This window comes from Cellvibrio mixtus subsp. mixtus J3-8, assembly GCF_000766945.1.
Taxonomy (GTDB): domain Bacteria; phylum Pseudomonadota; class Gammaproteobacteria; order Pseudomonadales; family Cellvibrionaceae; genus Cellvibrio; species Cellvibrio mixtus_A.
Genome location: NZ_ALBT01000033.1, coordinates 260,644 through 278,410 on the forward strand (window position 1 = coordinate 260,644; position 17,767 = coordinate 278,410).

The 17,767-nt window shown below is 48.3% G+C and carries 13 protein-coding genes; 8 read left to right on the plus strand and 5 right to left on the minus strand.

All coding sequences use genetic code 11. From position 1 onward, the window contains the following. Window positions 1-83: 83 nt before the first annotated feature. Window positions 84-1,343: a glycerophosphodiester phosphodiesterase family protein gene (locus tag A596_RS02625; RefSeq protein ID WP_039912449.1), complete on the minus strand. Its 1,260-nt coding sequence runs from the start codon at window positions 1,341-1,343 to the stop codon at window positions 84-86. 200 nt (window positions 1,344-1,543) lie between these two features. Here A596_RS02625 and A596_RS02630 point away from each other — a divergent pair, with 200 nt between their 5' ends. Beyond that, window positions 1,544-5,203 carry a hybrid sensor histidine kinase/response regulator gene (locus A596_RS02630; RefSeq protein WP_039912450.1) on the plus strand — a complete coding sequence of 1,220 codons (3,660 nt, stop codon included), beginning with the start codon at window positions 1,544-1,546 and terminating at the stop codon, window positions 5,201-5,203. 44 nt (window positions 5,204-5,247) lie between these two features. After that, window positions 5,248-7,239 carry a phytanoyl-CoA dioxygenase family protein gene (locus tag A596_RS02635; RefSeq protein WP_039912452.1) on the plus strand — a complete coding sequence of 664 codons (1,992 nt, stop codon included), beginning with the start codon at window positions 5,248-5,250 and terminating at the stop codon, window positions 7,237-7,239. A 77-nt stretch (window positions 7,240-7,316) separates the two neighbouring features. Here A596_RS02635 and A596_RS02640 read toward each other — a convergent pair whose 3' ends face one another. Then, window positions 7,317-8,204 (minus strand): type 2 periplasmic-binding domain-containing protein, encoded by an 888-nt coding sequence (locus A596_RS02640; protein ID WP_235425602.1) that lies wholly within the window; start codon window positions 8,202-8,204, stop codon window positions 7,317-7,319. A gap of 198 nt (window positions 8,205-8,402) precedes the next feature. Here A596_RS02640 and A596_RS23060 point away from each other — a divergent pair, with 198 nt between their 5' ends. Then, window positions 8,403-8,543 carry a hypothetical protein gene (locus tag A596_RS23060; protein WP_160280064.1) on the plus strand — a complete coding sequence of 47 codons (141 nt, stop codon included), beginning with the start codon at window positions 8,403-8,405 and terminating at the stop codon, window positions 8,541-8,543. Between the two features lie 140 nt (window positions 8,544-8,683). On the opposite strand, the gene A596_RS02645 is transcribed toward A596_RS23060, so the two are convergent. Further along, window positions 8,684-8,977 carry a YebG family protein gene (locus A596_RS02645; RefSeq protein ID WP_039912454.1) on the minus strand — a complete coding sequence of 98 codons (294 nt, stop codon included), beginning with the start codon at window positions 8,975-8,977 and terminating at the stop codon, window positions 8,684-8,686. A gap of 179 nt (window positions 8,978-9,156) precedes the next feature. On the opposite strand from A596_RS02645, the gene A596_RS02650 reads away from it, so the two are divergent. Together A596_RS02650 and A596_RS02655 are read left to right on the plus strand one after the other, a co-directional pair. Further along, window positions 9,157-9,456 carry a hypothetical protein gene (locus A596_RS02650; protein ID WP_152600079.1) on the plus strand — a complete coding sequence of 100 codons (300 nt, stop codon included), beginning with the start codon at window positions 9,157-9,159 and terminating at the stop codon, window positions 9,454-9,456. Beyond that, window positions 9,456-10,367, plus strand: a complete 912-nt coding sequence (locus A596_RS02655; protein ID WP_039912458.1) for a protein kinase family protein — start codon at window positions 9,456-9,458, stop codon at window positions 10,365-10,367. The genes A596_RS02650 and A596_RS02655 overlap by 1 nt, the downstream gene beginning before the upstream one ends. Window positions 10,368-10,371: 4 nt before the next feature. On the opposite strand, the gene A596_RS02660 is transcribed toward A596_RS02655, so the two are convergent. Further along, the gene (locus A596_RS02660; protein WP_039912459.1) at window positions 10,372-11,358 is read right to left on the minus strand and encodes a DUF481 domain-containing protein; all 987 of its coding nucleotides are present in this window, start codon (window positions 11,356-11,358) and stop codon (window positions 10,372-10,374) included. Continuing rightward, on the minus strand, window positions 11,340-12,089 hold the full coding sequence (locus A596_RS02665) for an MliC family protein (protein ID WP_084127952.1): 750 nt from the start codon (window positions 12,087-12,089) through the stop codon (window positions 11,340-11,342). The genes A596_RS02660 and A596_RS02665 overlap by 19 nt, the downstream gene beginning before the upstream one ends. 92 nt (window positions 12,090-12,181) lie before the next feature. Between A596_RS02665 and murJ the strand changes: the two genes are divergently transcribed. The 3 genes from murJ (at window position 12,182) to ileS (ending at window position 17,691) form a co-directional block, all read left to right on the plus strand. Next, the gene (gene murJ, locus A596_RS02670) at window positions 12,182-13,804 is read left to right on the plus strand and encodes a murein biosynthesis integral membrane protein MurJ (protein ID WP_084127954.1); all 1,623 of its coding nucleotides are present in this window, start codon (window positions 12,182-12,184) and stop codon (window positions 13,802-13,804) included. Window positions 13,805-13,900: 96 nt separating this feature from the next. Then, the gene (ribF, locus tag A596_RS02675) at window positions 13,901-14,854 is read left to right on the plus strand and encodes a bifunctional riboflavin kinase/FAD synthetase (RefSeq protein WP_039912460.1); all 954 of its coding nucleotides are present in this window, start codon (window positions 13,901-13,903) and stop codon (window positions 14,852-14,854) included. 38 nt (window positions 14,855-14,892) lie between these two features. Further along, complete coding sequence (ileS, locus tag A596_RS02680) at window positions 14,893-17,691, plus strand: isoleucine--tRNA ligase (protein WP_039912461.1); 2,799 nt, start codon at window positions 14,893-14,895, stop codon at window positions 17,689-17,691. Window positions 17,692-17,767 lie beyond the last annotated feature (76 nt).

Consider the following 17,767-nt stretch of genomic DNA (forward strand, 5'->3'; position numbering starts at 1 on the left):
TTCGCAATTGGTGTTAATCAATACGCAGTGGCCAATAACAAGCCCGGTCATTAACCGGGCCTATTAGCGGGGCCATCAAACAATTACTTCAAATCCATACAGTTTGCGTAGTAACTAACGCTCGCAGGCCAGTCGGAGAAAATGCCGATTACGCCAACATCTTTCGCCAGCACGTGCAATGCATCCATCATGTCACCGTCATTATTAATAGCTGGATTGACGGATTGGTAATACCAACCTCCGCCATTTTTAAGTGGGCCTGAACGTTCGAAGGACCAGGTAATAATTTTCAAGCCGGCTTTTTTGGCATTGCGCGCATACTCTGAAGGAACAATCTTATTGTTCTTATCCAGCGCGAGTAGAACCCAAATAGGCGGGGCAACGATATTGAAGCCTTCGTCTGCATAAAGTTGTAAATCAGTCGCCGTGGGAACATCGGCGATCGTATCGGCATCGTCCAGATAAACCGCTTGCTTGCCAAATTGCGGCTCATTTTTGATCCAGTAACGCACGTCCTGGATGTCAAATGATTGTGGCCAGACATCGCGCGCTTTTACGCCGGCTGCTTTGTATTCGTTAATCAATTGTTGCGCGTACTGTGCCTGGGTGTAGCCATTGAATGGCATGGCAACGCTGGCGGATTTTAATTCGGGTGTCATTTTTACACCGAGCTTTTTAAACAGATCGATACTTTCTGCGTGGGTTAACAATGTGCCTTTGCTGGCGTAAAGGTCGGTGCGCCAGTTAGCTGTTCCCTGCAAGTATTCTGCAGCGGTGGTGGCTTTGGGATTGAACGCATCCATTTTTCCTTGCAAGGTTTTAAATTCAGCGAGGGTAATATCGCTGGTGCAGCAAGTGGCACTCGCCGCTTTGCCGCTGACCGGATCAAACGGTGAAAATGGTTGGCTGCATTTGCTGGCGAGCGGGCTGGTAAGGATATTGGTGGTGGTGTGCAGATCGCATTGCGAGTGACGGCATACGAGTTGTTTGTCTTTGGTGAAGGTGACATCGCACTCTAAAATACCGGCGCCCATTTTTGCGGCGGCCTCATAAGATTCTTTGGTGTGCTCGGGAAATTGCAAGGGCGCGCCGCGATGGCCAATCGAGAAGTTGGTTTTTTTAAAGGTGTCGTTCACGCAGCTCTGCAATTTTTTCTTGAGCGCGCTTTCATCCATATCATTGACTAAATAAAACGGGCGCGGGCCAAGTTGTACACTCGGGGTTTTATCATTGTTATGAAAATCGTATCTGTCGTTTTCATATTTATCGCCATGGGCGAAGACGGTTAGCGGAATCAGTAATGCCAGCGCGGCACTCGCGAGCAGGTGCACAGGTTTTAACATGGGAAACTCCTTTGTAGTGGATGGTGAAATGGGGGAGGTGCCTGCTCACGCTATAGGCGCATTGTTAAGGATATTTGCTGTTTTGATGACAGCCTGGCGATAAATGGTGAATTTGTGAAGCCTTTCGCGCGCATTGAAATGGATGTGTAAAGTCGTGGTAATGGCGGGCAAAATCGGGGTGCTGGGCTAAAATTGGTTTTATGTCCACACAATTCCAACAACAAATCAACCGCGTGTGGTTGTCGCTCCTGATTCTGCTGCTTGCTACTGCGGCAGGCCCATCATTGGCCGCAGATATTCGTTTCCAACACGTTGAGCTGGATGATCCGGTTAACCAAAAAGCATTGAATAACCTTGTCACTATTGCCCAGGATCGCCAGGGATTTATCTGGTTTGGCGGCGGCGAAGGCTTATTGCGTTACGATGGCATGGAATTGAAAAACTATGCCGGTGTGGGTGCTGATACACAAAATATTTGCGGGCGTTTTGTGCAGGCTCTCCTCAGTGATAGCCGCGGTGATCTATGGGTGGGTGCCGAGCAGGCCTTGTGCCGTTATGACGCTGCCCGCGATGAATTTGTGCCGTTTTTACCTGCAACCCTGGGGACACACAATTCTGTGTATGCCTTGATGGAGGATAAACTCGGTAATCTGTATGTTGGCGATAATGGTCGCCTGGTGCGCATTAACCGCGAGCGCACCAACGCGCAGGAATTTATCTTGCCGGAAGGTGTTTCTACTGCCGCCGTTGCTACCAGCATTCGCGCGTTATATGAAGATTCCTCCGGGCGAATTTGGGTCGGCACCAGTGATGCGGGCCTGGCAGAGTTTGATGTCCACGCCGGCCAATTCCATTTTTTCCCCCATGATACTGCCGATGCAACCGGTACCGCTGGCCGTCGGGTTGAGGCTATCGCTGAAGATACCGAAGGTAATTTGTGGTTGGGGCAACATACGACGGGAATCGATTTATTAAATCCGCTTTCGCGTGAATTCAGCCATTTGCCCGCACTGGATTCGGTGGGGAGCAATTCTGTCTGGACAATGCTGGATGATGGCGCCGGCGATATGTGGATTACTACCGATGGCGCCGGCTTGTTGCGCTATAACCTCAAGCAAAAAACCTGGATCAGTTACCGTCATCAACAATGGAATTCGCAATCGCTGGCCAGCGATAAGACCGTGGGTTTATTTGCAGACCGCGAGGGCAACTTATGGATTACCCATTTCCCCAGCGGGATCAGCTTGTATCATCGCAGCAGCGATAAGGTGAACAATTACCAACAAACCATTAATCCCTCCATGCCGCAATTGAATGACAACGGTGTGCTCAGTTTTCTGGAATTGCCGGACAAGCGCATTTGGGTAGGTACGGAAAAAGGGTTGAACCAATTTGATCCGGCGACCGGGTCGTTCAGTAATTTATCCGCCGCAGGCCTGCCGCAACCTATGCCGGAAAAGCCGGTCACTGCACTGGCGCGCGACACCCTGGGCAATTACTGGGTAGGAACCTGGAGCGACGGGATTTATCGTTTGGATGTGAACGGTAATTTGAAACATTTTATCGCGGGTAATAATCCCGGCAGTCTCAATTCCAATATCGTGTGGGATATTTTGCCCGGTGCTGACGGTGAAATATTGCTGGCAACTCAAGAGGGAGGGCTTAATCGTTTTGACCCGAAGAGTGAAACATTTTCGGCGCAGGTACCGCAAAAAAATATTGCCGGTATTTCCAGCCTCGACCTTTACAGTTTGCTGCGCGATCGCCAGCAGCGCTTGTGGATAGGTGGAACCAATGGGCTGGATCGCTACGATCCTGCCAGCAATACCTATGTACATTTTGGCCGCCATGATCCCGGTGTGCGCAATATCCCGAGCTTGATGGTGCGCGATGTGTTTGAGGATTCGCGCGGGCGTGTATGGATTGGCACCCTGGATGCCGGTGTTTTTATTTGGGTAAATGATAGTGAGCCGCTCATCTCATTAGGTTTGCAACAAGGGTTGCCTGATTTGGTGGTGACAGGCATAAGTGAAGATAAAACAGGCAATATCTGGTTGGGAACTCATCAAGGGCTTGCGCGTGTAGATCCGGATTCACTGGCCATCAGTGCGTTTAATGCCAGCCACGGCATTGCCGCATTGACGATTAATCGCGGTGCGCTACGGGTGACCAACAGCGGTGAAATTTATGCGGGTGGTGTGGAAGGCATGAGCCAATTTGATCCCGAACGGATGACCCAGCAGAACGCCGATTTTCCGGTGCGCCTCACGCGGGTAAAGATTGCCAATCGCGATGTAACGCCTGCTGAAAATGAATCACCAATTGCGCACAGTGTAAATCTTATTGATCGTTTGGAGCTTACACACCGGCACAGCATGTTCGCGTTTGAATTTTCTGCGCTCAGTTATCATTTTTCATCGCGCAACCAATATGCATATCGCTTGCAAGGTTTTGATAAGGATTGGAATTACATCAACAACAAACACAGTGCGACCTATACCAACATTCCGCCCGGAACTTATCGGTTCCAGGTGAAAGCTGCCAATAGCAGTGGCCAGTGGAGCAACCAGCAACTGGATATCGTTGTGCGTATTCTGCCTGCGCCCTGGAAAACATGGTGGGCTTATGTGCTTTACGGGTTATTAATTGTTGGCGTTTTGTATTTGATTTATCGCCATCAGCGGGAAAAAGTTGCGTTGGAAAAAGAAAAACAATTGAATCACGCGCTGGTGCGTATTAACGCGGTGAAGGATGCGTTTCTGGCAAATACCTCGCACGAATTGCGCACGCCATTGAATGGTATTGTGGGCCTGGCCTCCGCGCTGGAGGAAGAATTGCAATTGCCGCCGGGCGATGCGCGCAAAAAACTGGATTTGATTATTTCCAGTGGGCGCCGGCTCAGCCATTTGATTAACGACATCCTCGATTACACCAAAATGGTGGAAGCCAATATCGAATTGTTTAAAAGCTGGGTAGAGGTTCACCCCCTGGTGGAAAAAGTATTTTCAATCATCAAACCACTAGCGGCCAACAAACATTTGCAATTGATTAACAGTACAACGCCCGATGAACGTATCTGGGCTGATGCCGATCGGCTCGAACAAATTTTATTAAATCTGGTGAGTAACAGTATTAAATACTCCGATGAAGGCAATGTGACGGTTATCAGCCAACGTTCACCGGATGCACTGCAATTAATTGTGCAGGATACCGGTATAGGTATCGCGCCCGACGATATGCCGAAATTATTTTTACCTTTCAGCCAGCTGGAGGCCTCTGCCAATCGGCGTTCCGGTGGTACCGGGCTCGGGTTAACAGTGACCCGTTATTTAATTGAACAACACGGTGGCAAAATTTATGTGGAATCGACATTAGGTAAAGGTTCGCGCTTCATTGTGAATTTTCCACTTTCCGCACCGGAGCCGGGTGAACAACAGCAAGCCGCTGCCGCGCTTTCGGCGGCACCATTGCGAGCGCCGGATTTGCAAGGGCGCACTATTTTATTTGCCGATGACGATACTATTAATTGCATGATTTTATATAAACAACTAAAACATACCGGAGCACAATTACTGGAAGCAAATAATGGTCTAAAAGCCTGGGAAATGTTGCAGGAGCAAGCATTGGTCGATCTGGTTATCCTGGATTTGCAAATGCCGCAGCTGGATGGTTTTGAAGTGGCAAAAAATATGCGTTCAACGCGCTGGAAAAATACACCGATTTTATTCCTTACTGCCAATATTACTGACCAGGACTCGCAAATCGCGCATACCCTCGCACCTGCACGTATTCTCTTGAAGCCTCTCACTAAACATTTACTCTGGCAGCAATTGATAGAATTATTAAATGTTGCTGACTGAAACCGCTTGAATTAAATACCTATTTAAATAGTAAGGATTTGACTATGCCCCATCCTGTTGTTGCCCTTGTGTCCCGTTTGCTGGATTGCGCTAATGCCGGCCAGGCAAAACCGCTTGTGGATCAATTGGTCGCGGACCTGTGCACGATCACTGGAATAGATTTGCATCCGGAATTTTTTCTGGATGAAAATGCAAGCATTACTGCGCGAGGTAAGGCGGTGTCACCCACGACCGCAGCGCAATGTGCGGAAGATGTTGAGCGTACACGCGTTTTTATGCAGGGCGTGTACAGGGCGTTGCAGCAAAAATGTGCGCAGGAAAACGTATCGCCGGTGCGTGTCCTTTATGCCGGCACCGGGCCGTTTGCATTGCTATTGGTTCCGTTATTGCCGCTGTTCAACCGCGATGCATTGCGCGTGACCTTGCTTGATATCCATGCTGAATCACTTGCATCCTTGCGGCGGTTACTCGTGGTGCTGCAACTGGATTCCAGTGAAATCATTGAGGACATCGTGTGCGCGGATGCCTGCCATTGGCAAGCGCCGCAGCAATACGATGTGATTATTTCGGAAACCATGCGCCAGGGATTATTACAGGAACCACAAGTCAGTATTTTTGCGCACCTGCAACAATTCCTGCGGGTAGATGGATGGTTAATCCCGCAAAGAATTCGTTTGGACCTATGGTTGACGCACGCTGAAGAACCACAGAAAAAACTGCAGCATCTGGGCAACATTTTTCAGCTCGATAAAACCAGTGCCACACAAATTGGCAATGGCGATAGCGCAATATTGCATGGGGTTTTAGCGGTTCCGCAAACACCTGGTCGCTGGCAGGATTTAAAATTAACGACAGAAATTTGTGTATTTGAAGATTGCGTCTTGCGTGAAAGCCAATCCCAATTGACCTTGCCGCTCTATGAAAAAAATGCCTGGATAAAACCAGGCAGTATATTGCGTTATGGTTATGAGCAAGGTGAATATCCCCGGTTTGTCTTTGCTTATGAACGCGAAGCGGACATTGATACATTATTGTTACCGGACTCCCTTGAAAAATCTGCATTGGGTGTTTATCACTTGCGGCGTTTCTGGCACAAAGCGCAGTTGCAAAAAAAACTTCCATCTGCTGTCGCGAATGAACGCCTCGCACAACTTGCGAACAACGAATGGCAATTGGATCGTATTTTATTGGATAAGCTGGGGGTGGGATTGGAGCCTGCAATAGCGCAGGTGTATCACGCCCGCAACATTAGCGAATTTGAACGCTGGATTGAGTTTAATCACGGGGGAACCCTGGAGCCGTTAATCGTCGAGTGTGCCAATCGTGCATTGCTGGATTGCCTGGAAAATAAAAAATCATTATTGGACGAGCATATTGAGCAGCCTTTAAGTGATGCACAATTATCTCATTGGGATGAACATGGTTATGTCATTATCCCCGGTGTTTTATCGCCGCAGGAAACTGCTGCCGCGCGCGCAGCGATTTGGGATTATTTGCAAATGCGCGAAGACGATCCGGAAAGCTGGTATAAACCTGCCGGGGAAATGAAAAAAATTATGGTGCAATTGTTTGCGAATCCCGCCTTTGAGGTTGCGCGGCAATCACCTTTTATCCGCGCTGCTTTCCAGCAATTATGGCAACGTGACGATTTGGTTGTGACTACTGACAGGGTCGGTTTTAACCCACCGGAAACACCACAATGGCAATTTCCCGGGCCATCCATTCACTGGGATGTGGAACTCCAGGCTCCCATTCCTTTTGGTACCCAGGCATTAATTTATTTAACTGATGTTGCAGCGCATCAGGGGGCATTTAGCTGCGTGCCTGGCTTCCATAAAAAAATTGATCACTGGCTGATGGCGCAGCCGAAAGGTATTGATGTGCAGCAACAGGATTGGACGCAATGGCCGGTAAAACCGATTGCAGCCAGCGCGGGGGATTTAATTATCTGGCATCATGCGCTACCGCATGGAAGTAGCCCCAATCGCGCGACCTTCCCGCGCATGGTGCAATACATCAATATGTACGCTCCTTAATCTATTCCTTTAAAAAGCGCAGGGTAAAAACAGGCGGCCACGAAATATTTTCGTGGCCGTAGCGATAGGAAAGATTATTACATTGAATAAGGATCAATCCACAATGATTTGTCGTCGACTGGCGTTTTTGGCGGCAATGACGGATTTTCCAAATGAATGATTGTGCGGTTTTTCAGGTTGGCTTTTTCGACGACATCCTTGACGGTGGGATCATTAAAAAAGTATTCATCAAAGCTGCCATCTTCAAGCGCAATACGCAGGCCGCGTTCAATATCTTTCGCAAGTTTTGCATTGGATTTATTCACAAAAAAATAAAATGGATTGATGTAGGAAATTAATAAATTCTGTTCCACATCCAGCGCTAATTTCGGGTAGCGGTTTATTTCTGACCAGGGCTCATGCACACCGCGCGGAAATGCATCGAAACGATTGCCATCCAGCATATAAAAAATCCCTTCGTACTTAAGTACTTTTACTACGTTGAGGCCGTTAGCGGTAAGTACGTTGGTATCTGCCCAGAAGCGCCCCTGGCCCAGGGAGACTTTTTTCAAGTCCTCCAGGTTTTTTATGCCGTCGAATTTATGTTGTGTGCCTTTTTTGATCATTAAGGCGCGATAACCCAGAAGGCCGCGGTAGATGCAAATTCGAACAGGGAGTAAGCGCTCTTCCAGATCATTGGTGGTGGCATACCACACAACGTCCAACTGATTGTCCATCAGCATGCTTACCATTCGTTCTTCACTGGTATTGGGTATAGCTTCCTGCAGTTCATATTTATCCTGCACTTTACTCAGGGCAAGGCGCAACAAGCCTTTGGCATAGGCCTCAATACTGTTGTTGCCTTGCACAACCCGTAATTGCTTGGTTTGCGCATGGGCGGAAAGGGGGATCAGGGTACAAAGGGTAATCAAGCTGCCGATTAATGTACTGCGGACCGAGATAAATAATGGTGATATTAGTGACATTTTATGTTCCACCTACTTGTATACAATCACCTAACTCTAGCTGAAAGTTCGGTAATTGCACGCCAATAACTGACACCGGGGTAATGATTTCGGTTTCATCGAAGACGCAAAAGCAGAAGCGAAACAAAGTAAGGAATGGGGTCGTATGGAAGGGAAAAATCCACTGCACCCGTTGAGGTTCCATAAGGAAAAGGTGCAGTGGCGAAAGTGGCTCATTACCAACATCAGGTGTGGCTGAACGACCTGGGCCAGAATGAGTCATTGGAAGCAAGTGAGCCAACCGAAGGCCGGAATTACCGCTGGGGAGAAGTGATTCCAATATCCGGGAAGCCCACTTAAACACGTCACAAACCACTGAAGTTACCACAGGGTGGTGAATTCAATTGTTTGTGTGTTAATGGCTGTGTGGGCGGCCATTAACTGTACCGGTTTGATGTGGGCGAACCGGTACTTACAGCAACTACCTCTGCCTGGCGTTCCTACTCCTTGGCGGTGGTGGCTTTGCTGTTCAGGGTTACAGGCTTTTCGTAAGTAAAAGGCTGTAATAATTCATCAGGCTTGCCTTTGCAGGCTTTGGCTAAAAGCTCGCGGCGTTGTGCTAACAACAAGCCTATGGCTTCACTGTGTTGTTCATCGATGCCGGGAATATTTTCTTCAATCAATTGAGTGATATTGGCGGCCAGCTCCAGATACTTATCGTGCTCTTCTGCGACTTTTCTATCTTCAAACATACTGCCATCCCGATCACATAGCCATACGGCGACTACTGCCATGGGTAAACCCTCGAAAGTGTTGTTACTGTTTTTATATACAGTATTGGTTGTAATAAAGATTGTCAACCTTTCTTTGCTGATAATCAATCTTGACTATATCCCAAGGCTTGCCTATTGATTACAACGGTAATGTTCAAATGACTGAGCGCCCTGAACAAAATAAATACAAGGCATCACACATGAAAAAAAACGCAATCGCCTCAACTTATGTAAACCGTCAGGAAAGTTCTTTACCGCCACAGAACAATGTTACTGCCCGGCCACAGTTCATTGATTTGCGCACTGAGTCGGTGGTGCAACAGCGGTACAAGCATTTATTGCAGCACAGTCCGCAGTCTGCGCAATTACGGGCAAATACCGACCTGGCTAATGCGCATACTGGTCGCATGAACAGAAAAAATTTGCCAGTCCAATGTGCAAATATCCCAGTACAGCGCAAATTGGTTTTATCGAAAAAAATGAAGAATTTACTGATGTAATGACCTTTTTAAATGTTTACGGCGTTGGTAAAGCCTCGAAAGGTGTGGTAGCAAAATTTAATGAGATAAAATTTCTGATTGAAAATGGCGAGCATACTCATAGCAACATTGATACTTTATTAAGTTCGCTGGGTTATGAAGAAGAATCTGATGAAATCACTTTTCAGGTCAGCATGACGATAGAGACTTTGGGAGATCCGGGGATTGAATTGAAAGACGGGAGTGTTTTTAAAGGAGTAAAAAGTAGTCAGCAAAGTTCTCATCCATTGTATGAGGTAACTGTAGATAATAAAAAAATGATGTTGAAAAAAGAACCTGACGGAAAAAGTGAATTTAATGGAATGAAGGAAATGGCCAGCCAGGGAATTACCACGCCGGGCGCTATTTGGTTGATGGTTGAGGGGCTGGGTGAATGTTTATTAATGCAATACATTGAAACGCTCGGTGCCGGGCTTGGCACGATGAACAGGAATGAAAAAAATACGATGGCAGGGCCAGCAAAATCGCTGGGTATTATGCATGTAACTGATATTAAAATCGGTAATTCGGATCGCTTGCCCTGGCGAGGCAACGGTTACAGTGGACATTTAAATAATGTATTTACCGATTTGATTACTGGTGCAATTATTGGCCTGGATTCTGAACAAAACATGAGTATTGGTGGCGAGCTTTTACAAGCTATTAAAGAGGAACTGCACGAAATTAAATCTGATGCAAACGCCTACGCAGAAAAAATTTATGCTTTGCTGAAAAAAGATGGAAACAAAGATAAATTGATGTTAGAGGAGGATGTTGCGCAGGTTTTTATTGAAAATTTCGCGGCTGGATTATCCTCGGCGCTTCCTGAAAATATAGATGCACTTGGCGCGGAAGCAGATGATCAGGATTATGATAGCTTATTAAATATCTAATGGATTAAAAATTAACTCCCGCTCCCAACACATAACTGCTGTCCTTGATTGATCCAAGTATATAACGCGTTTCCTTGTAGTCGTATTTTAGTGAAATGTGGATGTTGTGGCCCAGGTAATAACGTAAGCCGCTGCTGGTATTGATTATGTAATCAATGACAGGAACCGTTGGAAAGGCGATGCGGGAATCAGAAAAAGTTTCCAGTTTTTCGTCGAACCAAAATTGTTCGTAACCGAGCGCCAGCGCCCAGGCACTTAATTCAAGGTCCGCTTTGTCGGTACTAAACCAGAAGCGGTTATATGCGAGGATCAGGTCGAGCTTATCTTTGCCTTCACCCCATAAGCGATAACCCGGGCCAAGCCCCAGGTACCAATATTGATTGTTGGTTACTGCCCCCTCTTCACGATAAGTTGTATCCGCGCGCAGCAACCAGTGAGTGTCGAATAAATAATCCAGTGAGTAATTGAGTTCAAGGGTGTCTTCAGTAACATGGTTGCGTTCCTTATCGCGTTTTGATTCTGCTTTCAGCGCATGTCGCCAATGTCGGGATTCCAGGTTGAATTCGGTATTGATATGGAGTTGTTCTTTACGATTAGTATCGTTATCTACATCCAGCGATGTTTCCAGTAGGCCCGATTTTTTCCAGCGCTTTTGCGCCGGTTTTAAAATCAGCTCGTTAATAGCGACATTTTTTTCGTTGACCAAAACATGGCCAGGTTTATTGCTGGCGTGAATGGTTGCGTCCCTTTCTTTCAGGTTGATCTGCCATTGCGCATTTTTTTGGGTGTGAAAACTTTTTATCGCCCCAACTTTCACGGTCATTAAACCCGCATAATCTGTATTGATTTTGAGTGTTTCAGTATTGAGCTCAATGATAGTGCCGCTGATGTGGTCGCCATTCATTAGCAGTACTTGGTCAGCGTGTGCGACGTTGCACAAACCGATACTGCCGGCTAAAAAAATCGTTGTTGCTACTCTGCTTTTTTGCACACAAACTCCGGTGTGTTATAGCCCCACACAACACGGGCTTCGCCCTGGTGCTCCCAAAAACTTTCATTGCGTCCCACGTATTTCGCACCGCTGGCGGCAACGGCTGAATACATCAGGGATTCGGAATCGCCGTATTTGGCAATTAATGTGGGCGTATCGCTTTGGTAGAAAGTGGCTGTTAATTGCTTGATGGGAGAGCCATCGCACTCAAAGTGAATTGGTCCGTTGTGCTCTACTAATTGATAAACGGCTTGCAGCTCGCTAATACGGCGCTCGTATTCGGTTTTCACACACAGTTTTTTATCGTCGGCTTTCCAGCAATCATCGCGGCCTTTAAGCCAGCCGTGTTGTTCGGCGTTAAGTCGGGGCGCTTGCTCGTTAACTGCTTTATTGCGTGCGGCGGAATAAATATCAGCGAGATGATTATCCAATGCTGCCAGCTCTGGTGTGGTACACACCAATTGCCCAATACTGCCCTCGGCTTGGTTACATGATGGGTTATGAGCAGGGCGAGGCTGGGTGTAATCAATGCTGTGATTGCAACTGCCATCTTTTTCGCAATCATTAATTCCGTCGTTATCGACATCCCAACTGGAATGTATTGGTTTTGCTGCTGGTTCTATTGCAACAGGGGGGCTTGTTGTTGTCGCGGTGGTGTCGCGCGGGCTACAGGCGTTCAGGCTACCCAGTGCAACAAGGGCGAAAAACAAGGTTGATTTGGTGTGCATCATGATTCTCCCGGTTTCAACGGCGGACGGGTGTTGTGCCTGAGTATATCAGCCGTGGATAATGCCGCATCTTTTCGCCCGCGCAGGATTTGCCCGTGTCTGATTTACCCGATCCATCCGAAAACAAAACTCCTTCGACTCCAGCTCCTGAAGCGCCGGCCAAACCCAAAAGCCTGTTGCGCTCCAGCTTGTTGACCGGCTCTATGACCATGACCTCGCGCGTGCTGGGTTTGGTGCGCGATATTGTGCTCGCCGCTGTGTTAGGGGCGGGCGGCGCCATGGATGCGTTTGCGATCGCGCAGAAAATTCCCAATTTCTTTCGGCGTTTATTTGCCGAAGGGGCATTTTCCCAAGCCTTTATTCCGGTGTTGGCAGAATATAAAGAGAAGGGTGGGCGCGATGCGGTGAAAGAGCTGGTGGATAGGGTTGCGGGTTGCCTGGGATCTATCCTGATGTTATTTACGGTGTTGGGGATTATCGGCGCTGCAGGGTTTGCCTATATATTCGGGTTTGGTTACGCCGACCAACCGGAGAAATTTTCCTTATTGGTTGATTTGGTGCGCATCACTTTCCCGTATCTGATGTTGATCTCGCTCACCGGTTTTGCCGGTGCCATCCTTAACAGTTATGACCGCTTTGCCATACCGGCAGTGACACCGGTATTCCTCAATATTTTTATGATCGCCGCCGCGTTATTAGTGGCGGACTATTTCCCCAATCCTGCATATGCCCTGGCCTGGAGCATTCTCGCCGCCGGCGTTTTCTCATTGCTGTTCCAACTGCCATTTTTGCGGCAAATTCATTTGTTGCCATCGGCCAAACTGGATTGGTCGCATCCCGGCGTTAAACGTATTCTGGTGTTGATGACACCGGCGTTATTCGGTGTGTCGGTGAGCCAATTAAACCTGCTGCTGGATTCCATTATCGCCACTATGCTGGGCGATGGGGCGGTGAGCTGGTTGTTCTACTCGGACCGTTTGGTGGAGTTGCCACTGGGGGTATTCGGTGTGGCGATTGCCACTGTAATCATGCCGGGGTTATCTCGTCTTAGCGCCGGGCAATCCACGCAAAAATTCAGCGATATGCTCGATTGGGCGATTCGTTTTGTGGTGCTGATTGCTTTGCCAGCGACACTTGCGCTCGTCATTCTGGCGGAGCCAATCCTGTTTACGTTGTTCTATCACGGCGAGATGAAGTATGAGGATATCCTAATGTCCACCTATAGCCTGAAAGCCTATGCGCTTGGGTTGTTTGCCTTCATGTTGATTAAAGTATTGGTGCCCGGTTTCTTTGCCCGGCAGGATATGAAAACCCCGGTGCGCACCGGCATTATTGCTATTTTTGCCAATATCCTGATGAAACCGCTGGTGGTGATCCCGTTAGTCATGTTGTGGGGAATGGGGCATGTCGGCCTGGCATTCACCACGGCGATGGCGGCCTATGTCAACGCGTATTTACTCTATCGCGGCTTGCGCAAAGCCGGTGTTTATAGCCCTGCGAACAATTGGCCCAGGCTTTGGTTGCGTTATGGAGCCGCTAATCTGGCTATGGTCGCTGTGCTTTTCGGCCTGCTACATTTCTGGACCCAATGGGCGGAATGGCATCTGCTGGAGCGCGTTATCCGCCTTACAGTAGTGTGTATCACGGGCTTGCTGGCATACGGGCTTGGCCTGTTGGCTGTAGGTATCCGCTTGCGCGATTTCAAGGGCCACCACTAACGGCGCCATTTTCCCTGCGTGCTAGGCTCAGGTGCCGCCGCTCCTGTATACTGCCGCCTCATTTTTCAGTCGATTTGATTAGGAGCAGCACCCAGCGTGAATCCGGCGGCACATGCGTTTATTCGCGGGTTACATAACCTGCGACCCTGGCACCGGGGCTGTGTGGCAACCATAGGTTCATTCGACGGGGTGCATCTTGGCCATCAGGCGATATTGCGCCAGTTGTTGGCCGTTGCGCGCCAGCATCAATTGCCCGCTGTTGTCATCATCTTTGAACCCCAGCCCCACGAGTTTTTTTCCGGCGATAAAGCCCCGGCACGTTTGATGCGCTTGCGCGAAAAAATCCAGGCCTTGTTGGCTGCCGGCGTAGAACGGGTTTTTTGCCTGCAATTCAATGAGCAGCTGCGCAGTTTGTCCGCCGAGGAATTCATCGAAAAAATCCTGCTCGATGGTTTGGGAATCAAGCATCTGGTTGTCGGGGATGATTTCCGCTTTGGCTGTGATCGTCGCGGCAATTTTGCGCTCTTGCAATCCGTAGGTATTGAGCGCGGATTTGAGGTCACTGATACCTGCACATTGGAGGTGGATGGTGTGCGCGTGAGCAGCACGCGTATTCGCCAATTGCTGGAGCAAGGTGATTTTGCTGGCGTTGAAAAATTGCTGGGCCGCCCTTATAGCATTGGCGGCCGTATCGTTTACGGGCAGCAATTGGGGCGCAAGTTGGGTGTGCCGACAGCAAATGTCCATTTGCGCCGTTATAAATCGCCGTTGCACGGGGTGTTTACGGTGACCATAACCTTTGCTGATGGCAGTGTTCATAATGGCGTTGCCAATGTCGGTGTGCGACCGACTGTAAACGGTGTTAAAAAACCGCTACTTGAAGTGCATATATTTGATTTCGCCCGCACCGTTTATGGCGCAATGATCAATGTTGCCTTCCACACCAAATTGCGCGATGAAAAAAAATTCAATTCACTGGATGAATTGCAAGCGCAACTGCAAACGGATATTGCGCAAGCCAAACAGTTTTTTGCTGCAATCGCTAAATAATTTCCTTATTAATTTGTTAACAAAGTTGACCGTGAATCATGACCGATTACAAAGCTACACTGAATCTGCCTAATACCGATTTCGCGATGAAAGCGAACCTCGCACAGCGCGAGCCGGAGATGTTAAAAAACTGGCAAGCCAATAATGTGTACCAACAAATTCGCGCGGCGCGCGCAGGTCGTGAACAATTTATTTTGCACGACGGCCCACCCTATGCGAATGGCGATATCCATATCGGTCACGCGGTTAACAAAATCCTTAAAGACATCATTATCAAAAGCAAAACCCTGAGTGGTTTTGACTCGCCTTATGTGCCAGGTTGGGATTGCCACGGTTTGCCTATTGAGCACAACGTAGAGAAAAAAATCGGCAAAGCCGGCGATAAAGTAGATGTAAAAACTTTCCGCCAAAAATGCCGCGAATATGCCGCTGCGCAACTCGAAGGCCAGCGCAAGGATTTTATTCGTTTGGGCGTATTGGGTGACTGGGAAAACCCTTATCTCACCATGGATTACAAATTTGAAGCCGACATTATTCGTTCACTCGGAAAAATCGCCGAGAACGGCCATTTGTTGCGCGGTTTTAAACCTGTTTACTGGAGCGTTGTCGGCGGCTCCGCACTCGCTGAAGCCGAAGTGGAATACCACGATAAAACCTCTTTTTCGATCGACGTAAAATTTCCTTTTGTTGATCAGCATGCCGTTGAAAAAGTGATTGAAGGTTTAACTGGCTGCGGAAAAATTTCGGTAGTGATCTGGACCACTACTCCCTGGACATTACCTGCGAACCAGGCGGTAGCTGCCGGTGCTGACGTTGACTATGTTGTAGTGCAAGTTGGCGTTGAGCGTTTAGTGGTTGCAGAAGCGCTGGTGAATAGTGTGATGTCGCGAGCGCATGTGGAAGAGCCTGAAATTGTTGGGCGTGTAAAAGGCGCAGCGCTGGAGCGCTTGTTGGTGCAACATCCTTTTTATCATCGCCAGGTGCCAGTGATTCTCGGCGATCATGTAACAACTGATGCGGGTACCGGTTTTGTACACACGGCGCCGGACCACGGTGCGGAAGACTTTGCGGTCGGTTTGAAATATGGTATCGGCACTCTTAATTACATCGACGACCACGGCACTTATCGCCCCAACGTAGAAATTTTTGCGGGTGATCACGTGTATAAAGTGGATGAAAAAGTTGTCGCATTGTTAATCGAAAAGCACGCGTTATTAGCGCAAGGCAAAATCACTCACAGTTTTCCCCATTGCTGGAGAACCAAAACGCCATTGATTTTCCGTGCAACGCCACAGTGGTTTGTGAGCATGAGCAAAAACAATTTGCGCGACCAGGTTGCTGCCGCCGTAGACAGCGTGCAATGGGTTCCTGATTGGGGTAAAGCGCGTATTGATTCCATGCTTGCCTCATCGCCTGACTGGTGTATTTCCCGTCAGCGTACCTGGGGCGTGCCTATCGCATTATTTGTGCACAAAGAAACCCGGGAATTGCACCCGGAAACGCCACGCTTGATTGAAGCGGTTGCGCAAAAAGTTGAACTGGGTGGAATGGATGCATGGTTTGAACTGGACGCAAAAGAATTGCTTGGCGCTGATGCAGACGCTTATCAAAAAGTGACTGACACACTGGATGTATGGTTCGATTCCGGCGTTACTCATTATGCGGTGCTCGCGCAACGCGCCGGGTTACGTTTCCCTGCGGATTTGTATCTGGAGGGTTCTGACCAGCATCGCGGTTGGTTCCAGTCATCGCTGAAAACGTCTATGGCGATGAATGCAGTTCCACCTTACAAAACAGTATTGACTCACGGTTTCACTGTTGATGCCAACGGCAACAAAATGTCCAAATCCCTGGGCAATGTGGTGCCGCCGCAAAAAGTGATGAATGAATATGGCGCGGATGTATTGCGTTTATGGATCGCTGCAACTGATTTCAGTAACGACATGCGCGTATCTGATGAAATCTTAAAACGCACAGCCGATTCCTATCGTCGTATTCGCAATACCGCGCGCTTTATATTGTCGAACCTGGTTGGTTTTAATCCGGAAACTGATCTGGTGCCGATGGACCAAATGGTGCAACTGGATCGTTGGATTGTTGGTCAAACCGCAAAATTGCAGCAGGAAATTATCAGCTACTACAACAGCTACGAATTACACATGATTTATCAGAAATTGCACAATTTCTGCGTAGTAGAGTTGGGTGGTTTCTATCTGGATATTATTAAAGATCGCCAGTACACCGTTAAAGCCGATGCGCGCGCACGTCGCTCTGCACAAACCGCGTTGTATTATGTGATTGAAGCGTTGGTGCGCTGGATCGCTCCAATTCTGAGTTTTACCGCCGATGAAATCTGGCAAGTATTACCCGGCAAGCGCGAGGCCAATGTCTTTATCGCTGAGTGGTATTCGTTGCCGTTGTTGCCAGCGGATTCATTGCCAGAGAGTTACTGGGAATTAATCGCGCAAGTAAAAACAGCCGTTAACAAAGTGATTGAAGCCAAACGTGCAGCAGGTGAAGTTGGTGGGGCGCTTGGTACGGAAGTAACATTATTTGCTGATGACAAACTTCAATCTGAGTTGCAAAAGCTGGGCGATGAGTTGCGTTTTGTTTTGATTACATCGACTGCGAAAGTACAACCATTGAGTGCAGCGCAAAATGCAGAAGTAACAGATGTGGATGGCTTGCAAGTTGTGGTGAAAAAGTCTGAGTTCACCAAGTGCGAGCGCTGCTGGCATCACCGCGCCGATGTCGGTGCAAATACAATGCATCCAACCGTCTGTTTGCGTTGCGTCACCAATGTGGATGGCGCGGGCGAAGAACGCGCGTTTGCGTAATTAAAATCCCTGCTGCCCATCCTGGTTTTAAAAGGAGGAATTGATTGTTTGTTCGTATGCTGTCTGCGCACAATCA

Coding starts and splice junctions, on each gene's coding strand:
- A596_RS02625 (WP_039912449.1), bottom strand. CDS start 1,343: ATGTTAAAACCTGTGCACCTGCTCGCGAGTGCCGCGCTGGCATTACTG.
- A596_RS02630 (WP_039912450.1), top strand. CDS start 1,544: ATGTCCACACAATTCCAACAACAAATCAACCGCGTGTGGTTGTCGCTC.
- A596_RS02635 (WP_039912452.1), top strand. CDS start 5,248: ATGCCCCATCCTGTTGTTGCCCTTGTGTCCCGTTTGCTGGATTGCGCT.
- A596_RS02640 (WP_235425602.1), bottom strand. CDS start 8,204: ATGTCACTAATATCACCATTATTTATCTCGGTCCGCAGTACATTAATC.
- A596_RS02645 (WP_039912454.1), bottom strand. CDS start 8,977: ATGGCAGTAGTCGCCGTATGGCTATGTGATCGGGATGGCAGTATGTTT.
- A596_RS02650 (WP_152600079.1), top strand. CDS start 9,157: ATGAAAAAAAACGCAATCGCCTCAACTTATGTAAACCGTCAGGAAAGT.
- A596_RS02655 (WP_039912458.1), top strand. CDS start 9,456: ATGACCTTTTTAAATGTTTACGGCGTTGGTAAAGCCTCGAAAGGTGTG.
- A596_RS02665 (WP_084127952.1), bottom strand. CDS start 12,089: ATGATGCACACCAAATCAACCTTGTTTTTCGCCCTTGTTGCACTGGGT.
- ileS (WP_039912461.1), top strand. CDS start 14,893: ATGACCGATTACAAAGCTACACTGAATCTGCCTAATACCGATTTCGCG.